The organism is Actinoplanes teichomyceticus ATCC 31121, assembly GCF_003711105.1.
In the GTDB taxonomy this organism is placed as follows: domain Bacteria; phylum Actinomycetota; class Actinomycetes; order Mycobacteriales; family Micromonosporaceae; genus Actinoplanes; species Actinoplanes teichomyceticus.
The window spans coordinates 5,064,923-5,081,619 of sequence record NZ_CP023865.1 but is presented as its reverse complement, the minus strand read 5'-3'; the positions used below and the strand labels follow the sequence as shown (position 1 = coordinate 5,081,619).

Annotated in this window: 17 protein-coding genes; 13 read left to right on the top strand and 4 right to left on the bottom strand. The window is 74.0% G+C overall.

What is annotated here, in order from left to right; genetic code table 11:
• The first annotated feature begins 166 nt into the window (after positions 1-166).
• The 6 genes from ACTEI_RS22420 (at position 167) to ACTEI_RS22395 (ending at position 6,684) form a co-directional block, all read left to right on the top strand.
• Positions 167-1,510, top strand: coding sequence for a ferredoxin reductase family protein (locus tag ACTEI_RS22420; RefSeq protein ID WP_122979449.1), 1,344 nt, complete (start codon positions 167-169; stop codon positions 1,508-1,510).
• 244 nt (positions 1,511-1,754) lie between these two features.
• Complete coding sequence (locus ACTEI_RS22415; RefSeq protein WP_122979448.1) at positions 1,755-2,225, top strand: hypothetical protein; 471 nt, start codon at positions 1,755-1,757, stop codon at positions 2,223-2,225.
• A 53-nt stretch (positions 2,226-2,278) separates the two neighbouring features.
• A complete protein-coding gene (locus tag ACTEI_RS22410; RefSeq protein ID WP_122979447.1) occupies positions 2,279-2,725 on the top strand; it encodes a MarR family winged helix-turn-helix transcriptional regulator in 447 nt (148 codons plus the stop codon).
• A 117-nt stretch (positions 2,726-2,842) separates the two neighbouring features.
• Positions 2,843-4,435, top strand: coding sequence for an MFS transporter (locus ACTEI_RS22405; protein ID WP_122979446.1), 1,593 nt, complete (start codon positions 2,843-2,845; stop codon positions 4,433-4,435).
• A gap of 135 nt (positions 4,436-4,570) precedes the next feature.
• Entirely contained in the window at positions 4,571-6,160 is a 1,590-nt protein-coding gene (locus ACTEI_RS22400) for a methyl-accepting chemotaxis protein (RefSeq protein ID WP_122979445.1), read from the top strand.
• 17 nt (positions 6,161-6,177) lie between these two features.
• Entirely contained in the window at positions 6,178-6,684 is a 507-nt protein-coding gene (locus ACTEI_RS22395) for a GAF domain-containing protein (RefSeq protein WP_122979444.1), read from the top strand.
• A 169-nt stretch (positions 6,685-6,853) separates the two neighbouring features.
• Here ACTEI_RS22395 and ACTEI_RS22390 read toward each other — a convergent pair whose 3' ends face one another.
• Positions 6,854-7,315, bottom strand: a complete 462-nt coding sequence (locus ACTEI_RS22390; protein WP_122979443.1) for a CGNR zinc finger domain-containing protein — start codon at positions 7,313-7,315, stop codon at positions 6,854-6,856.
• On the opposite strand from ACTEI_RS22390, the gene ACTEI_RS22385 reads away from it, so the two are divergent.
• On the top strand, positions 7,314-8,165 hold the full coding sequence (locus ACTEI_RS22385) for a hypothetical protein (protein ID WP_145830887.1): 852 nt from the start codon (positions 7,314-7,316) through the stop codon (positions 8,163-8,165). The two genes, ACTEI_RS22390 and ACTEI_RS22385, sit on opposite strands and share 2 nt — an antisense overlap.
• A gap of 98 nt (positions 8,166-8,263) precedes the next feature.
• On the opposite strand, the gene ACTEI_RS22380 is transcribed toward ACTEI_RS22385, so the two are convergent.
• A complete protein-coding gene (locus ACTEI_RS22380; protein WP_122979441.1) occupies positions 8,264-8,893 on the bottom strand; it encodes a DinB family protein in 630 nt (209 codons plus the stop codon).
• 72 nt (positions 8,894-8,965) lie between these two features.
• Between ACTEI_RS22380 and ACTEI_RS22375 the strand changes: the two genes are divergently transcribed.
• The 6 genes from ACTEI_RS22375 (at position 8,966) to ACTEI_RS22350 (ending at position 15,040) form a co-directional block, all read left to right on the top strand.
• Positions 8,966-9,463 carry a hypothetical protein gene (locus tag ACTEI_RS22375; protein WP_122979440.1) on the top strand — a complete coding sequence of 166 codons (498 nt, stop codon included), beginning with the start codon at positions 8,966-8,968 and terminating at the stop codon, positions 9,461-9,463.
• A 43-nt stretch (positions 9,464-9,506) separates the two neighbouring features.
• Positions 9,507-10,571, top strand: coding sequence for a PfkB family carbohydrate kinase (locus tag ACTEI_RS22370; protein WP_122979439.1), 1,065 nt, complete (start codon positions 9,507-9,509; stop codon positions 10,569-10,571).
• Between the two features lie 8 nt (positions 10,572-10,579).
• The gene (locus ACTEI_RS22365; RefSeq protein WP_122979438.1) at positions 10,580-11,479 is read left to right on the top strand and encodes a carbohydrate ABC transporter permease; all 900 of its coding nucleotides are present in this window, start codon (positions 10,580-10,582) and stop codon (positions 11,477-11,479) included.
• A gap of 4 nt (positions 11,480-11,483) precedes the next feature.
• The gene (locus ACTEI_RS22360) at positions 11,484-12,299 is read left to right on the top strand and encodes a carbohydrate ABC transporter permease (RefSeq protein WP_122979437.1); all 816 of its coding nucleotides are present in this window, start codon (positions 11,484-11,486) and stop codon (positions 12,297-12,299) included.
• A gap of 4 nt (positions 12,300-12,303) precedes the next feature.
• A complete protein-coding gene (locus tag ACTEI_RS22355; RefSeq protein ID WP_122979436.1) occupies positions 12,304-13,584 on the top strand; it encodes an ABC transporter substrate-binding protein in 1,281 nt (426 codons plus the stop codon).
• 127 nt (positions 13,585-13,711) lie between these two features.
• A complete protein-coding gene (locus tag ACTEI_RS22350; RefSeq protein WP_122979435.1) occupies positions 13,712-15,040 on the top strand; it encodes a family 4 glycosyl hydrolase in 1,329 nt (442 codons plus the stop codon).
• Here the strand turns inward: ACTEI_RS22350 and ACTEI_RS22345 are convergent.
• Entirely contained in the window at positions 15,028-15,390 is a 363-nt protein-coding gene (locus tag ACTEI_RS22345; protein WP_122979434.1) for a hypothetical protein, read from the bottom strand. The genes ACTEI_RS22350 and ACTEI_RS22345 overlap by 13 nt on opposite strands.
• A 130-nt stretch (positions 15,391-15,520) precedes the next feature.
• Positions 15,521-16,675, bottom strand: a complete 1,155-nt coding sequence (locus ACTEI_RS22340) for a fatty acid desaturase family protein (protein WP_122979433.1) — start codon at positions 16,673-16,675, stop codon at positions 15,521-15,523.
• Positions 16,676-16,697: the final 22 nt, after the last annotated feature.

Here is a 16,697-nt window from a genome sequence, read left to right as displayed (position 1 = left end):
GAGGGGCACACACCGGCGCGATGGCACGCGCCCATGAACTGGTGCACTCCTGAGGTTTGATCCTTCGGCGACGGGATACGGCCCCGCGCCCGCGGACCGGTGAACCACCCGGCGTCCACGGTGGTACACCCGGGCAACAGCAGCTCCCGCCGGAGGGGAGACCGGGATGATCGCCGTGACCCGGGCGCGAGTCCTCACCTTCAACCGTCCCCTGCGCGTCACGCGTACCGCGATCGTGGCGTTCGTGCTGTGCAACGTGCTCGCCGTGCAGGTGCTGTGGACGGCCGCCGGTCCGGCCCGGAACCTGACCGGCACGATCGGCCGGCTGCTCGGCCTGCACCTCGCCCTGGCGATGGCCCTGCAACTGCTGCTGGTGGCCCGCCTGCCGGTGGTCGACCGGGCGTACGGCATGGACCGCCTCACCGGCTGGCACCGCTGGACCGGACACGCGGTGTGCTGGCTGGCCCTGGCCCACCCGGCGGTCGTGCTGCTCGGCTTCGCGCGGTACGACGGGGTCTCGCTCCCGGCCGCGGCCGCCGCCCTGGCCGGGCGGCCGCCGGTCCTGCTCGGCGTGATCGCGTCCGGCCTGATCGTGGTGGTCGTGGCGCTGTCCGTCCGGGCCGCGCGGCGCCGGCTGTCCTACGAGGCCTGGCACGCCGTGCACCTGCTGGTGTACCTGGTGGTCCTGCTCGGCGTGCTGCACCAGGTGTACGAGGGCGCCGCGTTCCGGGCCCACCCGGTCGCCCGTGGGTACTGGTGGGGGCTGTGGGCGTTCGCGATCGGCGCCCTGCTCGCCGGCCGCCTGGTGGTCCCGATGCTCCGCAACGCCCGGCACCGGCTGCGGGTCGCCGCGGTCGTCGCCGAGTCGGACGACACCGTGTCGGTGCACATCACCGGCCGGGCGCTGGAGCGGCTGCCGGCCCGCGCCGGGCAGTTCTTCCTCTGGCGGTTCCCCGGCCACCAGCGGTGGTGGCAGGTGAACCCGTTCTCGCTGTCGGCGGCGCCGAACGGCCGGTCGCTGCGGATCACCGCGAAGGGGGTCGGCGCCACCAGCGTCCGGCTGCGGGACCTGCCGGTCGGCGCGCGGGTGTACGCGGAGGGCCCGTACGGGGCGTTCACCGTGGCGCACCGGCAGCGCGCCGCGACGGTGCTGATCGCCGGCGGGATCGGGGTCACCCCGATCCGGGCGCTGCTGGAGGACCCGGATCTGACCGGTCACGTGGTGGTCCTCTACCGGGTGCGCAGCGCGCGGGACGCGGTGCTGCTCGGCGAGCTGCGCGCGCTCGCGGACGCCCGGCGGGCCCGGCTGCACCTGCTGGCCGGCCGCAGCGCGAGCGGGTACCGGCCGTTCACGCCGGACCGGCTGCTGTCGCTGGTCCCCGACATCACCGCCCGGGACGTGTACGTCTGCGGCCCGGACGCGATGACCACCGCCGTGCTGGCCAGCCTGCGCCGCCTGCGGGTGCCGTCCCGCCAGGTGCACGCGGAACGGTTCCGGCTGGCCGGGTGAGACGGCGGCCGCCCGGAAACGATGCCCCCGGGCGGCCGGGCAGAGGGCCCGGGCGCCGCCTCGGTATGGGGGAGGCGGCGCCCGGGACCCGCCCCGTTCCGCCGGCATCACCGCCTCGTCGACCGGGCCCACCGTCGCCCGGCCGGTGACGCTCCGCCGCCCGGGTCGTGTCCCGGCTGCTCCCGAGGCGGCGGGATCGCTCCTAGACTGGGCTCGCTGACCCGCGCACGGCTGGAGCCCGACGATGGCCGACGACTTCGACGATCCGCTGGTCCGGTTCGGGCGCTGGGCCCTGGCCAAGGTCTGGCTGGGGTGCGTGCTCTCCGGTGGTTACGCCCTGGGCCGCCACTACCACTGGCCACAGGCGTTCCTGACCTGCGCCGCCATGCTCGGCGCCGTCGCCCTGGCGCTGGCCAGCTCGTTCCTGCCGATCTGGACCCGGCAGCGCCCGAGCGGCATCCCGGTCGTCGACGTCGGCCTGCGCGTGATGGTGTGGGCCGGCCTGGCCGGTTCGGTCGCGGCGCTGCTGATCGCGCTGCCCGCGGTCGGCATGGTGGCCGCCGCGCTGCTGTTCACCACGGCCGCGCGGACCTTCCGGGATCCGTTCGGCCCGCTGCTGCGCCGGCTGCCGATCACGCCCACGGTGGCGTACCGGTCCGCAGCCCGGCGGCCGGCCAGCGCGCCGGACCGGCGACCCCGGTACGCCGGGAAGTGACCAAAAACCCTTGAACTTGCAAAAGGTATGCCCACATACCTAATACTGGTCGGGTGACCGACGAAGCCGTGGCCCTCATGCACCTGGCGCACCAGTTGCACCGCAGCCTCGACCGGCGGGTGCAGGGCGACTTCACCCACCCGAAGCCGCCGGAGGCGCAGATCGTCGCGCTCTGGCAGATCCGCGAGCGGCCCGGGATCACCGTCCGGGAGCTCGCCACCGAGCTGCAGATGCAGCCGAACAACGCCAGCGCCCTGGTCACCGCGATGGTCAAGAACGGCCTGCTGACCCGGGAGCCGGACGAGCGGGACCGCCGGGTGGTGCGGCTGCGCGTCACCGGCGAGGCCCGCGACCGCATCGACCGGGTGCAGGAGCTGTTCACCGGTTACCTGTCCGCGGCCCTCGCCGACCTCGCCCACGAGGAGCGTGACGCCGTACGGGCGGCCCTGCCCGCCCTGGCCCGGATCGCCCGGCACGTCCGCGACGGCGGGCGCCACTGACGACGCGCCCCGCACGGGGCGCGTGACACCGGACGGCGGCCGACCGGCCGTACCGCAGATCGAACGGACCCCGGCCCCCGCCGGACCGCACCCTCCGCACCGAGATGGAGTCCCCTCATGTCCGCAGTCACCGCAACCGGCGTGCCCACCCCCGCGCACGCGCCGCCCGCGGGCCGGCGCGGCAACCCCTGGCTGTCCCTGGCCGCCGTCGCGTTCGGCCTGTTCATGGTCGGTCTGGACGGCAGCGTGGTGTCGATCGCCAACCCGGAGATCGGCCGCGACCTGCGGGCCAGCACCGCGCAGTTGCAGTGGGTCACCAACGCCTACCTGCTCGCCCTGGCCGCCGCCCTGATCCTCGGCGGCAAGCTCGGCGACCGGTTCGGCCGGCGCCGGTACTACCTGATCGGCGTGGCCGGCTTCACCGTCTCGTCGGTCGCGATCGGACTGGCCGGCTCGATCGACGGCGTGATCGCCTTCCGGGCCGCGCAGGGCTTCTTCGGCGCCCTCCTGATGCCCAACACGCTGGGCATCCTGCGCGCGGTCTTCCCGCCGCGGAGGTTCGGCATGGCGGTCGGCATCTGGGCGATGGTCTCCTCGGTCTCCACCGCGCTCGGCCCGATCGTCGGCGGCCTGCTGGTGCAGCACGTCAGCTGGGAGTCGGTCTTCTACCTCAACGCCCCGGTCGGCGTGCTGGCCCTGATCGTCAGCGCGCTGGTGCTGCCGGAGAGCCGCAACTCCACCGGCCGGCACCGGTTCGACGTGGCCGGCGTGGCGCTGCTCGCGGCCGGCCTGCTGGTCCTGGTCTTCGGCGTGGTCAAGGGCGAGACCTGGGGCTGGGGCTCCGGCCGCACGCTGGGCACGCTGCTCGCCGGGCTGCTGATCCTGGTGTTCTTCGGATGGTTCGAGACCCGGCTGGAGCACCCGCTGCTGCCGATGCGACTGTTCCGCAGCCCGGCGCTCACCATCGGCGCACTGATCACCGCGGTCAACTTCTTCACGCTGCTCGGCTCGATCTTCTACATCATGCTCTACCTGCAGAACGTCCGCGGTTACAGCCCGGTCTGGGCGGGCGTGCTCACCCTGCCGCTGAGCCTGGCCTCGGTGGTCGCCTCGCCGGTCGGCGCCGCGCTCACCGACCGGTTCGGGCCGCGCTTCTCGATGCCGCTGGGCATGGTGCTGCAGGGTGGCGCCTCGTTCGGCCTGATGCTGCTGGACACCGACTCCGGGTACGGGGCGATGTGGCCGTCCTTCATCGGCCTGGGCCTGGGCGTCGGCATGGTGATGGCGGCGTCGTCCGAGGCGATCGTCGGCAACGCCCCGGTCAAGGACGGCGGCGTGGCCGGTGGCCTGCAGGCCACCATGCTGCAGGTCGGCGGCGCGCTCGGCACCTCGGTGCTGATCTCGCTGATCAGCAGCCGGGTCGGCGGCACGCTGGTCGGTTCGCTCACCGACGCGGGCGTGCCCGCGCCGCTGGCCCAGGGCCTGCGGGCGGCGCAGGACGCGGTCGCGATGGGCATCGCGCCGGTCACCCCGGACATGCCCGGGACGGTACGCGCGGCGGTGATCGAGGGCGCCGGCGCCGCGTTCGTCGCCGGTGTGCACACCGCCGCCCTGGCCTCCGGCGTGCTCTGCCTGATCGGCGCGGTCGTCTCCGCGGTGTTCATCCGGCGCGGGGCCCGCCCGGGGGAGATCGTCCTGCCGGCGCACTGATCCACGTGCCGGGCGGGCGCCGTCCGGCGCTCGCCGGGGAACGTCCGGCCGGGCGCGCCGATCCGCGCTCAGCACCGCGCGGCCGGTGCCGACTCTTCTGATACAGGAGCGGCACCGGCTGCGGGGGATGTCACGATGAAGCGGTTCTGGGCCGATCTCGGCGTCAACTTCAAGATCATGTTCGCGATCGGCGTCGCCTCCGTGGTCGCGCTGCTGATCGGCGTGCTCGGGCTGACCGCGCTCAGCGGCGCCAGCGCGTCCGCCCAGCACATCTACGCGAGCAACCTGACCAGCGTCGCCGCCCTCGGCCGGGTGCAGAACGCGATCACCCAGTCCCGCCTGGACCTGGTCAGTCACGCCGTCTACCGGGACGGCACGAACAAGGCGGCGTACGAGAAGAACTTCACCGCCGACCTGGCCGAGGCCGACGCCGCGCTGCGGGAGTACCAGACCACCGGGCCGGCCGGCGCGCCCGCCACGGTGCGGAGCCTGACCGCCGCGTGGGGCGAGTACGTCGACGTCGCGCGCACCCGGATGATCCCGCTGTCGCGCGCCAACCGGCTCGCCGAGTGGCAGCAGGTGCGCGGCGCGCGGGTCACCCCGCTGATGGAGACGGTCCGGGACAGCCTGACCGAGCTCAACCAGGCGGAACGCGCCGCCGCCGCCCACTCCGCCGCCGAGGCCGAGGACGGGTATCGGGCCAGCCGCCTGCGCTCGATCCTGATCCTGGTGGTCGGCCTCGTCGGCGCGCTGGGGCTGGGCGTGGTCGTGGCCCGCGGCATCGTCGGCGCGCTGCGCCGGGTCACCACGGTCTGTGAGGCGCTCGCCGCCGGCGACCTCACCCAGCGCACCGGGATAGCCGCGGCCGACGAGCCGGGCCGGATGAGCCGTGCCCTGGACGCCGCGGTGCTGCGGCTGCGGGAGACGCTGGCCACGATCGGCGGCTCCGCGGTCACCCTGGCCGGCGCGTCCGAGCAGCTCACCGCGATCAGCTCGCGGCTGGAGAGCGGCGCCGGGGACGTGGCCGAGCGGGCCACCACGGCCAGCTCGGCGAGCGAGCAGGTCAACACCGGGGTGCAGTCGATCGCGGCCGGCGCCGAGCAGATGAGCGCCTCGATCACCGAGATCGCCTCCAACGCCGCCGAGGCCGCCCGGGTCGCCGGCGAGGGCATGACCGTCGCCGCGCGCACCAACGACCAGGTCGCCGAGCTCGGCTCGGCGAGCGCCGAGATCGGCGACGTGGTCCGGCTGATCACCAGCATCGCCGAGCAGACCAACCTGCTGGCGCTGAACGCGACGATCGAGGCCGCCCGGGCCGGCGAGCTGGGCAAGGGCTTCGCGGTGGTGGCCGGCGAGGTCAAGGAGCTGGCCCAGCAGACCGCCCGGGCGACCGAGGAGATCACCGCCCGGATCACCGCGATCCAGGACTCCAGCACCTCGGCGACCGCCGCGATCGGCGAGATCACCGACGTCATCCAGCGGATCGGCGACTACACCACGACCATCGCCTCGGCGGTCGAGGAGCAGACCGCGACCACCGGGGAGATGAGCCGCTCGGTCGCCGAGGCCGCCGCCAACAGCGGTGCGGTCGCGCGTACGGTCACCTCGGTCGCCGAGGTGGCCGCCGCGACCGCCGAGGGCGCCCGGACCACCCAGCAGGCCGCGGCCGACCTCACCCGGCTGGCCGGCGACCTCACCACCCTCGTCGGCGGATTCCGCCACTGACGCCCCCAGGAGGTCCCGTGCACATCTCCCTCCACGACCGCCTCGCCGACCCGGCCCGCCTGCGTGAGCTGGCCCGGTACGACCTGGCCGCGCAAGAGCTGCGCGCCGACCTGGACCGGGTCGCCGAGCGCAGCGCGAAACTCCTCGAGGCGCCGGTGTCGCTGGTCACCGTGCTCGGCGCGGACGTGCAGCAGATCGTCGGCTCGTACGGCCTGGGCGACTGGGTGGCCGTCGCGCAGGGCGCACCCGCGGAGTGGGCGGTGTGCACCCGGACCGTGCTGGACGGCGAGCCGTACCGCGTGGCCGACTTCCGCGACGACCCGGTGCACGCGGTCAACCCGTTCCTGGCCACCACCGGGCTGCGCAGTTACCTGGGCGTTCCGCTGATCACGCCGGACCGGCTGATGCTCGGCGCGCACTGCGTGGTCGACTCCCGGCGGCGCATCTACACCGACGTGGACCTGGCCGTGCTCGGCGACAGCGCGGACGAGGCGATGACGGCGCTGTTGCGGCACCGGCGCTGAGCCGCGGTGTGCCGGTGGCGTGGCGCCGCCGGTGGCGCGGTCACGTGCCGGTGGCGCGGGCGCGGGCGCGGTCACGTGCCGGTGCGCGGGCGCGGTCACGTGCCGGTGGCGTGGCGCGGTCACGTGCCGGTGGCGCGGGCGCGGTCACGTGCGGGTGGCGCGGGCGCGGTCACGTGCCGGTGGGGTGGTGGCGCTGGTAGTGCCGCGCGGCTCGGGCCCGGTTGCTGCACGACGCCTTGCAGAACTCCTGCCGGCCGTGTTCCTTGACGAAGTACCGCACGCACCGCGGCGCCGTGCAGGCGCGCAGGTTCGACCGGTGCGGGCCGGCCAGGAAGCCGATGGCGGCGCGGGCCAGGGCGGCGTTCAGGGCCGTTCCCGGCGCGGTGGGGGCGGCCACGTCGGTCACGACCGGGTCCGCGTCCGGCGCCGCCCACGCCAGCACGGGCGTCACCGGAGCGACGGCGGCCGCGGTGTTGACCCGGCGCAGCGCCTCGTCCAGCGGCAGCAGCCGGTGGGCGTCGGCGCGGCTGGGCGGGCCCGGGCGCACCGCGTACGCGAAGAGGGGGCTCGTGCTGGCGGCGGACGGTCCCGGCTGGCGGATCCACCCCGCCGCGGTCCTGGTGATGGCCATGAGCGTGGTCTATCCGTCGTACCTCGCGGTGGCCGGCGCCGCGGCCGGCGGCTCCGCGGCGCGCACCGTCGCCGCGCTGCGGACCGTCTTCGTCCTCGGCTACCTGGCCGGCCTCGGGCTGTTCTCGCTGGCCGCGCAGGGGGAGGCGAGCGTCGGCCCGGCGGTCGGCCCGATCCGGGTCGCGGTCGGCGTGGCCGTCGTCGCGGCGCTGGTCGCGCACCTGCCCCGGCCCGCGCCGGCCGGCGAGCCCGGCCCGCCGCCCGGGACGGACCCGGCCGCCGCGGCGAGACCCGCCGTGCTCGCCGCGGCCGCGGCCGTGCTGCTCATGCGGGCCGCGGACAGCCTGCGGCTGGTGTACCTGCCGCTCTACGCGCTGGGCGCGGGCACGCCCCGGCCGATGATCTCCGCGCTGTTCGCGGTCACGGTCGCGGTCGAGGTCGCCGTGCTCGCCCCGGTGAGCGCGGTCGGCGACCGGATCGGCAGCCGGTGGACCCTGCTCGGCGTGTGCGGGATCGGCGTGCTGTCCTTCCTCACCCTGATCGCCGGCGGCGGCTATCCGGGGCTGGTGCTGTCCCAGGCGCTGTACGCGGTCTTCGCCGCCGGCTTCCCGAGCATCGGCATGGTGCTGCTCGGCGAGACGCTGCGCGCGGGGCTGGGTGGCGGCGCCGGCGCGTACACGGCGCTGGTGCAGGTCGGGGCCACGGCCGGCGTGCTCACCCCGCTGGTGGTGCCCGGCTACACGGTCGCGGTCTTCTGGATCGCGGTCCTGTTCTGCCTCGGCGCGGCGGTCCTGCTGGTGGCCCGGCCCCGGCGGGCCGGCCGGGGGACGCCGGTCGTGGCCGGGCGCTGACCACGCCGGGTGCGCCCCGCCCATGACGATGTGCCTCTCTGGATGCTCGTGGCGCGTGGGATCGGTCGCGCGGGAAGGCCGACCGGCGGTGGCGCAGGTCAGGCGTGCCAGCGCCACTCGGTCCGCCGTGGACGGCCGGGCAGCCCGACGCGGCCGGTGGCCCAGAGCAGGGTGGCCCACGGGTCGTCGCCGGCCGGTGTGTCCGCGAAGATCCGGCGCAGGGCGCGCGCGCACACGCCCGGATCGGGGGACCAGCGCAGGTCCAGTGTGGCGGCCACGTCGTACAGGTGGACCAGGACCTCGGTGATGCCCATCGCGGCGAATCCGGAGGCGTCGGCGATCCCGTACGGGTGAAACCCGCGCCGCTGCGGCGGACTGACCTGGACGACCGCCGCGAGCAGGCCGCCGGCGGCCTCCAGCACCTGCACCAGCGCCGCGTTGCCTTCGGCGTGGTCCACGTGGACGGTCAGCGCCGGCGCGTCGGGGCGGGAGCGCCGGTAGCCCCACGGCACGTACCGGTCGCTGGGTGGCTGCTCGGCGGCGAGCTGGCCGGCATAGGAGAACAGGTCGTCGGCGACGTGTTCCACGGTCTCCCAGCAGGACCAGCTCAGGTCGCCGGCTCGGAGGTGCCAGTCCCGGTCGCCGGCCGTCCGCAACGCCTGCGCCGCCCGGGAGACCACGTCGCGCACGTCGGTGGCGGTGGGGAGGTCCACAAGTGAATCGGTCATCCGGCGAACCTAGCGGAGTGTCCGGGAGGTTCTCGGCGAATTATTGTCATACCCCGCGCGCATCATCGGGACATGGGAGAACCAGCCATGCCGATCCGCCGCCGCATCGAGCTGTCCGTCGCCGAGGCCCGGCTCCGCTTCCAGCAACTCGTCCGTCTCACCGGCCTGACCGGCCAGATCACCGTCGTGGTCGACGGCGGTCGCCCGATCGCCGCCATCGTCCCGGCCCGTGACGTCCTCCAACCGGCGCCGCCGGTCGCTCCGGTGTCACCGCCCGTTCCGGTCGCGCCCGCCGTTCCGGCCGCGCCGCCCGGTCCGCCCGTTCCGGCCGCGCAGGCGGTCCCGGCCGCTGCGGAGGGCCGGCCCGGCCCGGAGAGCAGCGCCGGTTGGCTGCGGCGCATCGAGAAGGTCCGCGAGGACGTGCGCCGCCAGCACGCCGGCCGCATCCGCGAGCTGTCCCAGTCTTTGGACGAGGCGTGGCGACTGCTCGACGAGATCCGGCCGCCGGGCACCGACCGCCACGTGGACACCCTGCGTGCGGCGCATGGAGACCTGCGCCGCATCCAGTGATCAATTACCACCTGCCCTATCGGGACGGAGGTAAGATCGGCCAATGGCGCGCCAGCTCGACCTTTTCGTCCCCGGGGTGGTGTTCCTCGACGTCGTCTTCACCGGGCTGCGTGATCTGCCCGGGCCCGGCACCGAGGTGCGGGCGTCCGGCATGGGGTCGTGCCCCGGCGGGGTGGCCAACCTGGCCGTCGCGGCCAGCCGGCTCGGCCTGCGCACCGGGCTCGGCACCGCCCTGAGCACCGACGCGTACGGCGAGTTCTGTCACCAGGTGCTCAGCCGCCAGGAGGGGATCGACCTTGCCGCGTCCCGGCGCCTGGACGACTGGCACTCGCCGGTCACCGTCTCGCTGGCGTACGACCGCGACCGCAGCATGATCACCCACGGGCACCCGCTCCCCACCGATCCCGAGGGCCTGGTCAACGGTCTGCCGGCGGCCCGTGCCGCGGCGGTCAGCCTGGGCGGCTCCGGCACCGGCTGGGTGCCCCGGGCCGCGCGCAACGGCACCCTGATCTTCGCGGACGTCGGGTGGGACGAGACCGATCAGTGGTCGGTGGAGGCCCTCGACGTGCTGCCGGACTGCCACGCCTTCCTGCCCAACGCGGTCGAGGCGATGCGCTACACCCGCACCGGCTCGCCCGCCGCCGCCCTGGACAAACTGGCCGGGCTGGTGCCGATCGTGGTGGTCACCGACGGCGGCGACGGCGCCCTCGCGATCGACTCGGCCACCGGCGAGGTGGCGACCGTCCCGAGCGTGCCGGTGGAGGCGCTCGACCCGACCGGCGCCGGTGACGTCTTCACCGCCGGGTTCGTGGCCGGCACGCTGGGCGGGTGGCCGCTCGCCGACCGGGTGGCCTTCGCGAACCTGGTGGCGGCCCTGTCCGTGCAGCACTTCGGCGGCTCGCTGTCCGCGCCCGGCTGGGGCGACATCGCCGACTGGTGGCGGCTGGCCCAGCACGCGGCCGGGCGGCGCCACCCGGAGTCCAGCGAGGCGCAGCTGGCCCGTCGCTACGCCTTCCTGCCCGAGGTCATCCCGCCCGGCCGGCGCAACGCGGTGCATCGCGCCACCGCCACCATCGCCCGCCTCTCCGACGCGTATGCCGAGCGCTGAGCCCGCCCATGGCGACGGCTGAGCGGGTGGCGGCCGCGTCCGGGCGCCGCCGGCGCGACACGTCCGCCGGCTTCGCGTTCCTCGCCCCGAGCCTGCTCGGCGTCGCCGGGTTCCTGCTGCTGCCGGTCGCGGTCGTGCTGGGCCTGAGCCTGTTCCGGTGGGACCTGGTCAGCCCGGCCCGCTGGACCGGCCTGGACAACTACCGGGCGATCCTCACCGATCCCGCGTTCGGCCGCTCGCTGGCGGTCACCGCGGTCTTCGTGCTGCTGGTCATCCCGCTGCAGACCGCGCTCGGTCTGGCCGCCGCCGTGCTGCTGGACCAGCGGCTGCCCGGCTCCGGCGTGTTCCGGGCGATCCTGGTGCTGCCCTGGATCAGCGCCCCGCTGGCGCTGGGCGTGGTCTGGCGCTGGCTGTTCGACCCGTCCGACGGCGCGCTCAACCAGCTGATCGGCCACCGGGTCGAGTGGCTGACCGACCCGGCCCTGGCGCTGCCGTCGGTCGCCGCGGTCACCGTGTGGACCAATGTGGGCTATGTGGCGCTGTTCTTCCTGGCCGGGCTGGCCGGCATCCCGCCGCAGTACGCCGAGGCCGCCCGGATCGACGGGGCCGGGCCGTGGCAGGGCTTGCGCCGGATCACCCTGCCGCTGCTGCGCCCCACCACGTTCTTCGTGCTGGCCACCGGGGTGATCAGCAGCTTCCAGGTGTTCGACACGGTCTACGCGATGACCCAGGGCGGACCGGCCGGGCGGACCGCGGTGGTGGCGTACGCGATCTACCGCGAGGCGTTCGTCGACTTCCGGATGGGACGGGCGGCGGCCATGTCGGTCGTGCTGTTCCTGCTGCTGATCACGGTGACGCTCGCCCAGCAGTCCTACTTCCGCCGCCGTACGACCTACGAGATGGGGTGAGGCGATGCGCCGGGCCGTGCTGACCTACCTGGCGCTCGGGATCGGGGCGCTGCTGATCCTCGCGCCCTACCTGATGAGCATCCAGACCTCGGTGAAGACGCCGCAGCAGTTCGCGCGACAGCCGCCGCTGGCCCCGCCCAGCCCGGTGACCGGGGCGAACTACGCCGAGCTGGTGGTCGGCGGGCACACCCTGGTGCCGCCGCTGGTGATCACCGTCCAGGTGGTGCTGGTGGTCGTGCTCGGGCAGCTCATCTGTTCGGTGCTGGCGGCGTACGCGTTCGCCCGGCTGGACTTCCCGGGCCGGGACGCGATCTTCTGGGTCTACCTGGCCACCCTGATGGTGCCGGTGGTCGCCGTCCTGGTGCCCCGGTTCGTGCTGCTCAGCGAGGCCGGCCTGGTCAACACGTTCTGGGGCATCGTGCTGCCGTCGATGTTCGGCTCGCCGTACGCGATCTTCCTGCTCCGGCAGTTCTTCCGGGCCGTCCCGCAGGAGCTGCTGGACGCCGCGCGCATCGACGGCGCCGGGCACCTGCGCGTGCTGCGGCACGTGATGCTGCCGCTGAGCCGCCCGATCCTGGCCACCCTGCTGATCATCACGACGGTCTCGCACTGGAACGACTTCCTCTGGCCGCTCGTGGTCACCAGCGGCGCCCGCTGGCAGGTGCTCACCGTCGCGGTCGCCGGCCTGCAGAGCCAGTACCACGGCAACTGGACCCTGGTGATGGCCGCCACCACGCTCGCCACCATGCCGCTGCTCGTGCTTTTCGTGATCTTCCAGAAGCACATCGTCCGTTCGATCACCATCACCGGGATGAGGTGAGCACATGCGACGACTCGCCCTGCTGCTCGTGACGGCTCTGCTGGCCGGCTGCTCGGTCGCCGGCGGCGACGAGGCCGACGGGAGGACCACGGTCACCTTCCGGCTCTGGGACGAGCAGGTGGCCAAGGCGTACGAGCAGTCGTTCGCCGCGTTCGAGAAGGCGCACCCGGACATCCGGGTGGCCGTTCAGCTGGTGCCGTGGGCCGACTACTGGACCAAGCTGCCGGCCGACATCGCCGCCGGCACGGCCGCCGACATCTACTGGACCAACACCTCGAACTTCGGCCTCTACGCCGACAACGGCCAGCTGCTGCCGGTCGAGCCGGACCCGGGCTGGACGCCGTCGGTGGTCCAGCTCTACACCCGCCACGGGAAGCTGTGGGGGGTGCCGCAGCTCTGGGACTCGATCGCTCTCTACTACAACAACGACCTCGTCAGCGCGGCCGGTGTCGATCCGGCGACGCTGACCTGGGATCCCACCGGCAGGAACGACACGTTCCGCGCGGCGGCCCGCCGGCTCACCGTGGACAGCGCGGGCCGGCACGCCGGCGAGGCCGGCTTCGACCCCGACAAGATCCGGACGTACGGCTTCAACGCCGCCTTCGACCAGCAGGCGATCCTGTGGGACTTCGTCGGGTCGAACGGCGGCACGTGGCAGAACGGGGACACCTTCGACTTCGCCGACCAGCCGAAGACCGTCCAGGCCGTGCAGTACCTCGTCGATCTGATCAACTCCGATCACGTCGCGCCGTCCGCCGCGGACACCAACACCAACGGCGACAAGGCGCTGCAACTGTTCACCCAGGGCAAGCTGGCGCTGTTCCAGTCCGGGCCGTACCACCTCAAGAGCGTGCAGGAGGGCGCCGGCTTCCGGTGGGGGCTGGCGCCGATGCTCAGGGGCCCGGCCGGGCGGGTCGGCGTGGTGCACGGGGTGGCCGCGGTCGCCTCGGCGAAGACCCCGCACCGGGACGCCACCGTGGCGGTGCTCGACTGGATCGGCTCGGCCGACGGCATCCGGCCGATCGCCGAGGGCGGGTACGCGTTCCCCGGGGTGACCGCGGCGCAGCCGGCGTTCGTCGAGTACTGGCGCAAGCGGGGCGTGGACCTGCAGCCGTTCCTGGACTCGTCGACCGGCACGACCTTCCCGGCGCCGGTCGGGCCACGCGTCGGCGCGGGCGGCACGGCGTACACGCCGATCCTGCAGCAGGTGTTCCTCGGCCGGCTCGGCGTCGCGCCGGGGCTGCGCCAGGCGCAGGACGCGGGGAACGCGGCGATGAAGGGCTGAACCCCGGGCGGACGACGGGAACGGACAGGGGACAGGCTGACCCGGGGCGCGGAAAGGGTGGCGCGGCCGGCGGAAAGCGGGCGAGGCTGACCCGGCGTCGGGACGGCGCCGGTGGAGAGGGGTTGCGGTGCGGCTGACGATTCTGGGTGGGGGCGGCTTCCGGGTGCCGCTGGTGTACCGGGCGCTGCTCGCCGACCACCGGCACACCGGGATCACCGAGGTCGTCCTGCAGGACGTGGACCGCGCACGCCTGGACGGGATCGGGCGGGTGCTGGCCGCGCTGGCCCGGGACGCGCCGGCCGCGCCGGCCGTGGTCACCACCACCGACCTGGACGAGGCGCTGACCGGCGCGACGTTCGTGTTCTCCGCGATCCGGGTGGGTGGGCTGCGCGGCCGGGTGGTCGACGAGCACGTCGCCCTGGCCGCGGGCGTGCTCGGGCAGGAGACGGTCGGGGCGGGCGGGATCGCGTACGGGCTGCGGTCCGTACCGGAAGCGATGCGCATCGCCGAGCGGACCGCCCGCCTGGCGCCGGAGGCCTGGCTGATCAATTTCACCAACCCGGCCGGGCTGGTCACCGAGGCGATGTCCCGGACCCTCGGGGACCGGGTGATCGGCATCTGCGACTCGCCGACCGGCATGGTGGACCGGGTGCTGCGGGTGCTCGGCGTGCGACCGGAGGACGCGCGGGTCGACTACGCCGGTCTCAACCACCTCGGCTGGCTCTACGGCGTGCACGCCGGTGGCCGGGACCTGCTGCCCGGGCTGCTCGCCGACGACCAGCGGCTGAGGACCATCGAGGAGGGGCGCCTGTTCGGCAACCTCCGCGAGCTCGGGGCGATCCCGAACGAGTACCTGCACTACTACTACGACCCGGCCGGCACCCTGGAGGCGGTCCGCGGCGCCGCGCAGACCCGCGGCGCGTTCCTGCGGGCGCAGCAGGAACGCGGCTATCACGAGATCGCCACCCGCGACCCCCTGCAGGCGTGGCTGGACGCGTGGCGGGAGCGGGAGGCGACCTACATGGCCGAGAACCGCGAGCTCACCGGCGCCGGCGAGCGCGAGCACGACGAGAGCCGCCCGGCCGGGTACGAAGGGGTCGCCCTGGCCGTGATGCGCGCCCTGGCCCGGGACGAGCCGGCCACCCTGATCCTCGACGTGCGCAACCGCGGCACCCTGGACGTCCTGGACGACGACGCGGTGGTCGAGGTGCCGTGCCGGGTCGACGCCCGGGGCGCGGTCCCGCTGCCGGTCGCGCCGATGCCCGGGCACGCCGTCGAGCTGGTCCGGGCGGTGAAGGCCACCGACCGGCTGGTCCTGGAAGCCGCCACCACCGGCTCGCGGGACGCCGCGGTCCGGGCGATGGCCACCCACCCGCTGGTCGCCGACCGGGCGGTGGCGGAGCGGCTGGTCGACGCCTACCGCGCGCAGCTGCCCGAGCTGTCCTACCTGGTCTGACCGAGGCGGGTGACGACGGCGTACACCTGGCTGGCGGCCAGGACGCTGAGCGCCGCGCGGGCGATGCCGCCGGGCAGACCCGCGTGCGCGAGCGGGGCGGCGGCGAGCCAGCCCGCGGCGACGGTGACGACCGCGCCCGCGGCCGCGATCCGGCACCGGCGGTCGGCGGCGTCGTACAGCGCGACGACCGCCCAGAGCACGGCGGTGGCCTGGGCGAAGGCGCCGACCGGGTGTCCGAGCAGATGGATCGCCGAGCAGGCGGCCAGGGCCAGTCCGGCGCCGGTGGCGGCCCGGCGCAGCGAGACCCGGCCGGAGACCGCGACCGGCGTGGCGGCGACATCGGAGACCATCCCGGTGATCCTGACGGTCGGTGATGTCGCCGGTGTGTCCACCAGTTGAACACCGTCTCGGATGTCGGTGGGCGGGCCGGCGGCCCTGGCCCGCAGGCGCGTCCCGTGGGCCGCGCCTGCGGGACGCGCGTCAGGCCGGGATCGGCTCGGCGGCCGGGTGCCGCGGCGGCCGGGAGTGGTCCGGCTCCGGGGTCGCCTTACGGTTCGGCAGCGACAGCCGGATCACCTTGGCCCAGGCCGAGGCGACCTGCATCGGCAGCGGGCCGGTGACGTACGGCAGGTCGTACTTCTCGAACAGCGCCCGCACCTTGACCGCGACCTCGGCGTAACGGCTGCTCGGCAGGTCGGGGAAGAGGTGGTGCTCGATCTGGTGGGACAGGTTGCCGGTCATGATGTGCATCAGCCGGCTGCCGGAGATGTTGGCCGAGCCGAGCATCTGGCGCAGGTACCACTCGCCGCGGGTCTCGCCCTTGATCGAGGTGCGCTCGAAGGTGGACACGCCCTTCGGGAAGTGCCCGCACATGATGACCGAGTGGCTCCACAGGTTGCGCACGATGTTGGCGGTGAAGTTCGCCGCGATGGTGTGCAGGAACGACGGGCCGGACAGCGCCGGGTGGATGATGTAGTCCTTCAGCACCTGGCGACGGATCTTGCGGCCGACGGCGCGCACGTTCGCCCGGAACTCCGGGTTGTTGCGGCGCTTCTTGGTCTTGAGGTTGCGGCCGAGCTCCAGGTCGTAGGCGGCGATGCCGTACTCGAAGAACAGCGCGTTGATGAAGTTCCACAGTGGCTGGGCCAGGTAGAACGGGTGCCACCGCTGGTTCTCGTCGACCCGCATGATGCCGTAGCCCAGGTCGTTGTCCTTGCCGACCACGTTGGTGTACTTGTGGTGCAGCTCGTTGTGCGAGTGCTTCCACTGGTTGGCCGGGGTGACGTGGTCCCATTCCCAGGTCGTGGAGTGGATCTTCGGGTCGCGCATGAAGTCGTACTGGCCATGCAGGATGTTGTGGCCGATCTCCATGTTCTCCAGGATCTTCGCCACCGACAGACCGGCGGTGCCGATCAGCCAGGCCGGCGGGAACAGCGAGAACAGCAGCACGGCCCGGCTGCCCATCTCCAGGCTGCGCTGGACCTTGATGACCCGGCGGATGTAGGCGGCGTCGCGCTCCCCCCGAGCGGCGATCACCTCGTCCCGGATCGCGTCCAGCTCACGGCCGATCGCCTCGATGTCCTCGGCGGTCAGGTGGCCGATCGGGTTGACTTCCTGGCGTTGCAGCGTCGTCACGAGTTCCTCTGTTCTTCCAAAG

Coding starts and splice junctions, on each gene's coding strand:
- ACTEI_RS22420 (WP_122979449.1), top strand. CDS start 167: ATGATCGCCGTGACCCGGGCGCGAGTCCTCACCTTCAACCGTCCCCTG.
- ACTEI_RS22415 (WP_122979448.1), top strand. CDS start 1,755: ATGGCCGACGACTTCGACGATCCGCTGGTCCGGTTCGGGCGCTGGGCC.
- ACTEI_RS22405 (WP_122979446.1), top strand. CDS start 2,843: ATGTCCGCAGTCACCGCAACCGGCGTGCCCACCCCCGCGCACGCGCCG.
- ACTEI_RS22400 (WP_122979445.1), top strand. CDS start 4,571: ATGAAGCGGTTCTGGGCCGATCTCGGCGTCAACTTCAAGATCATGTTC.
- ACTEI_RS22385 (WP_145830887.1), top strand. CDS start 7,314: ATGAGCGTGGTCTATCCGTCGTACCTCGCGGTGGCCGGCGCCGCGGCC.
- ACTEI_RS22390 (WP_122979443.1), bottom strand. CDS start 7,315: ATGGCCATCACCAGGACCGCGGCGGGGTGGATCCGCCAGCCGGGACCG.
- ACTEI_RS22380 (WP_122979441.1), bottom strand. CDS start 8,893: ATGACCGATTCACTTGTGGACCTCCCCACCGCCACCGACGTGCGCGAC.
- ACTEI_RS22375 (WP_122979440.1), top strand. CDS start 8,966: ATGGGAGAACCAGCCATGCCGATCCGCCGCCGCATCGAGCTGTCCGTC.
- ACTEI_RS22370 (WP_122979439.1), top strand. CDS start 9,507: ATGGCGCGCCAGCTCGACCTTTTCGTCCCCGGGGTGGTGTTCCTCGAC.
- ACTEI_RS22365 (WP_122979438.1), top strand. CDS start 10,580: ATGGCGACGGCTGAGCGGGTGGCGGCCGCGTCCGGGCGCCGCCGGCGC.
- ACTEI_RS22360 (WP_122979437.1), top strand. CDS start 11,484: ATGCGCCGGGCCGTGCTGACCTACCTGGCGCTCGGGATCGGGGCGCTG.
- ACTEI_RS22355 (WP_122979436.1), top strand. CDS start 12,304: ATGCGACGACTCGCCCTGCTGCTCGTGACGGCTCTGCTGGCCGGCTGC.
- ACTEI_RS22345 (WP_122979434.1), bottom strand. CDS start 15,390: ATGGTCTCCGATGTCGCCGCCACGCCGGTCGCGGTCTCCGGCCGGGTC.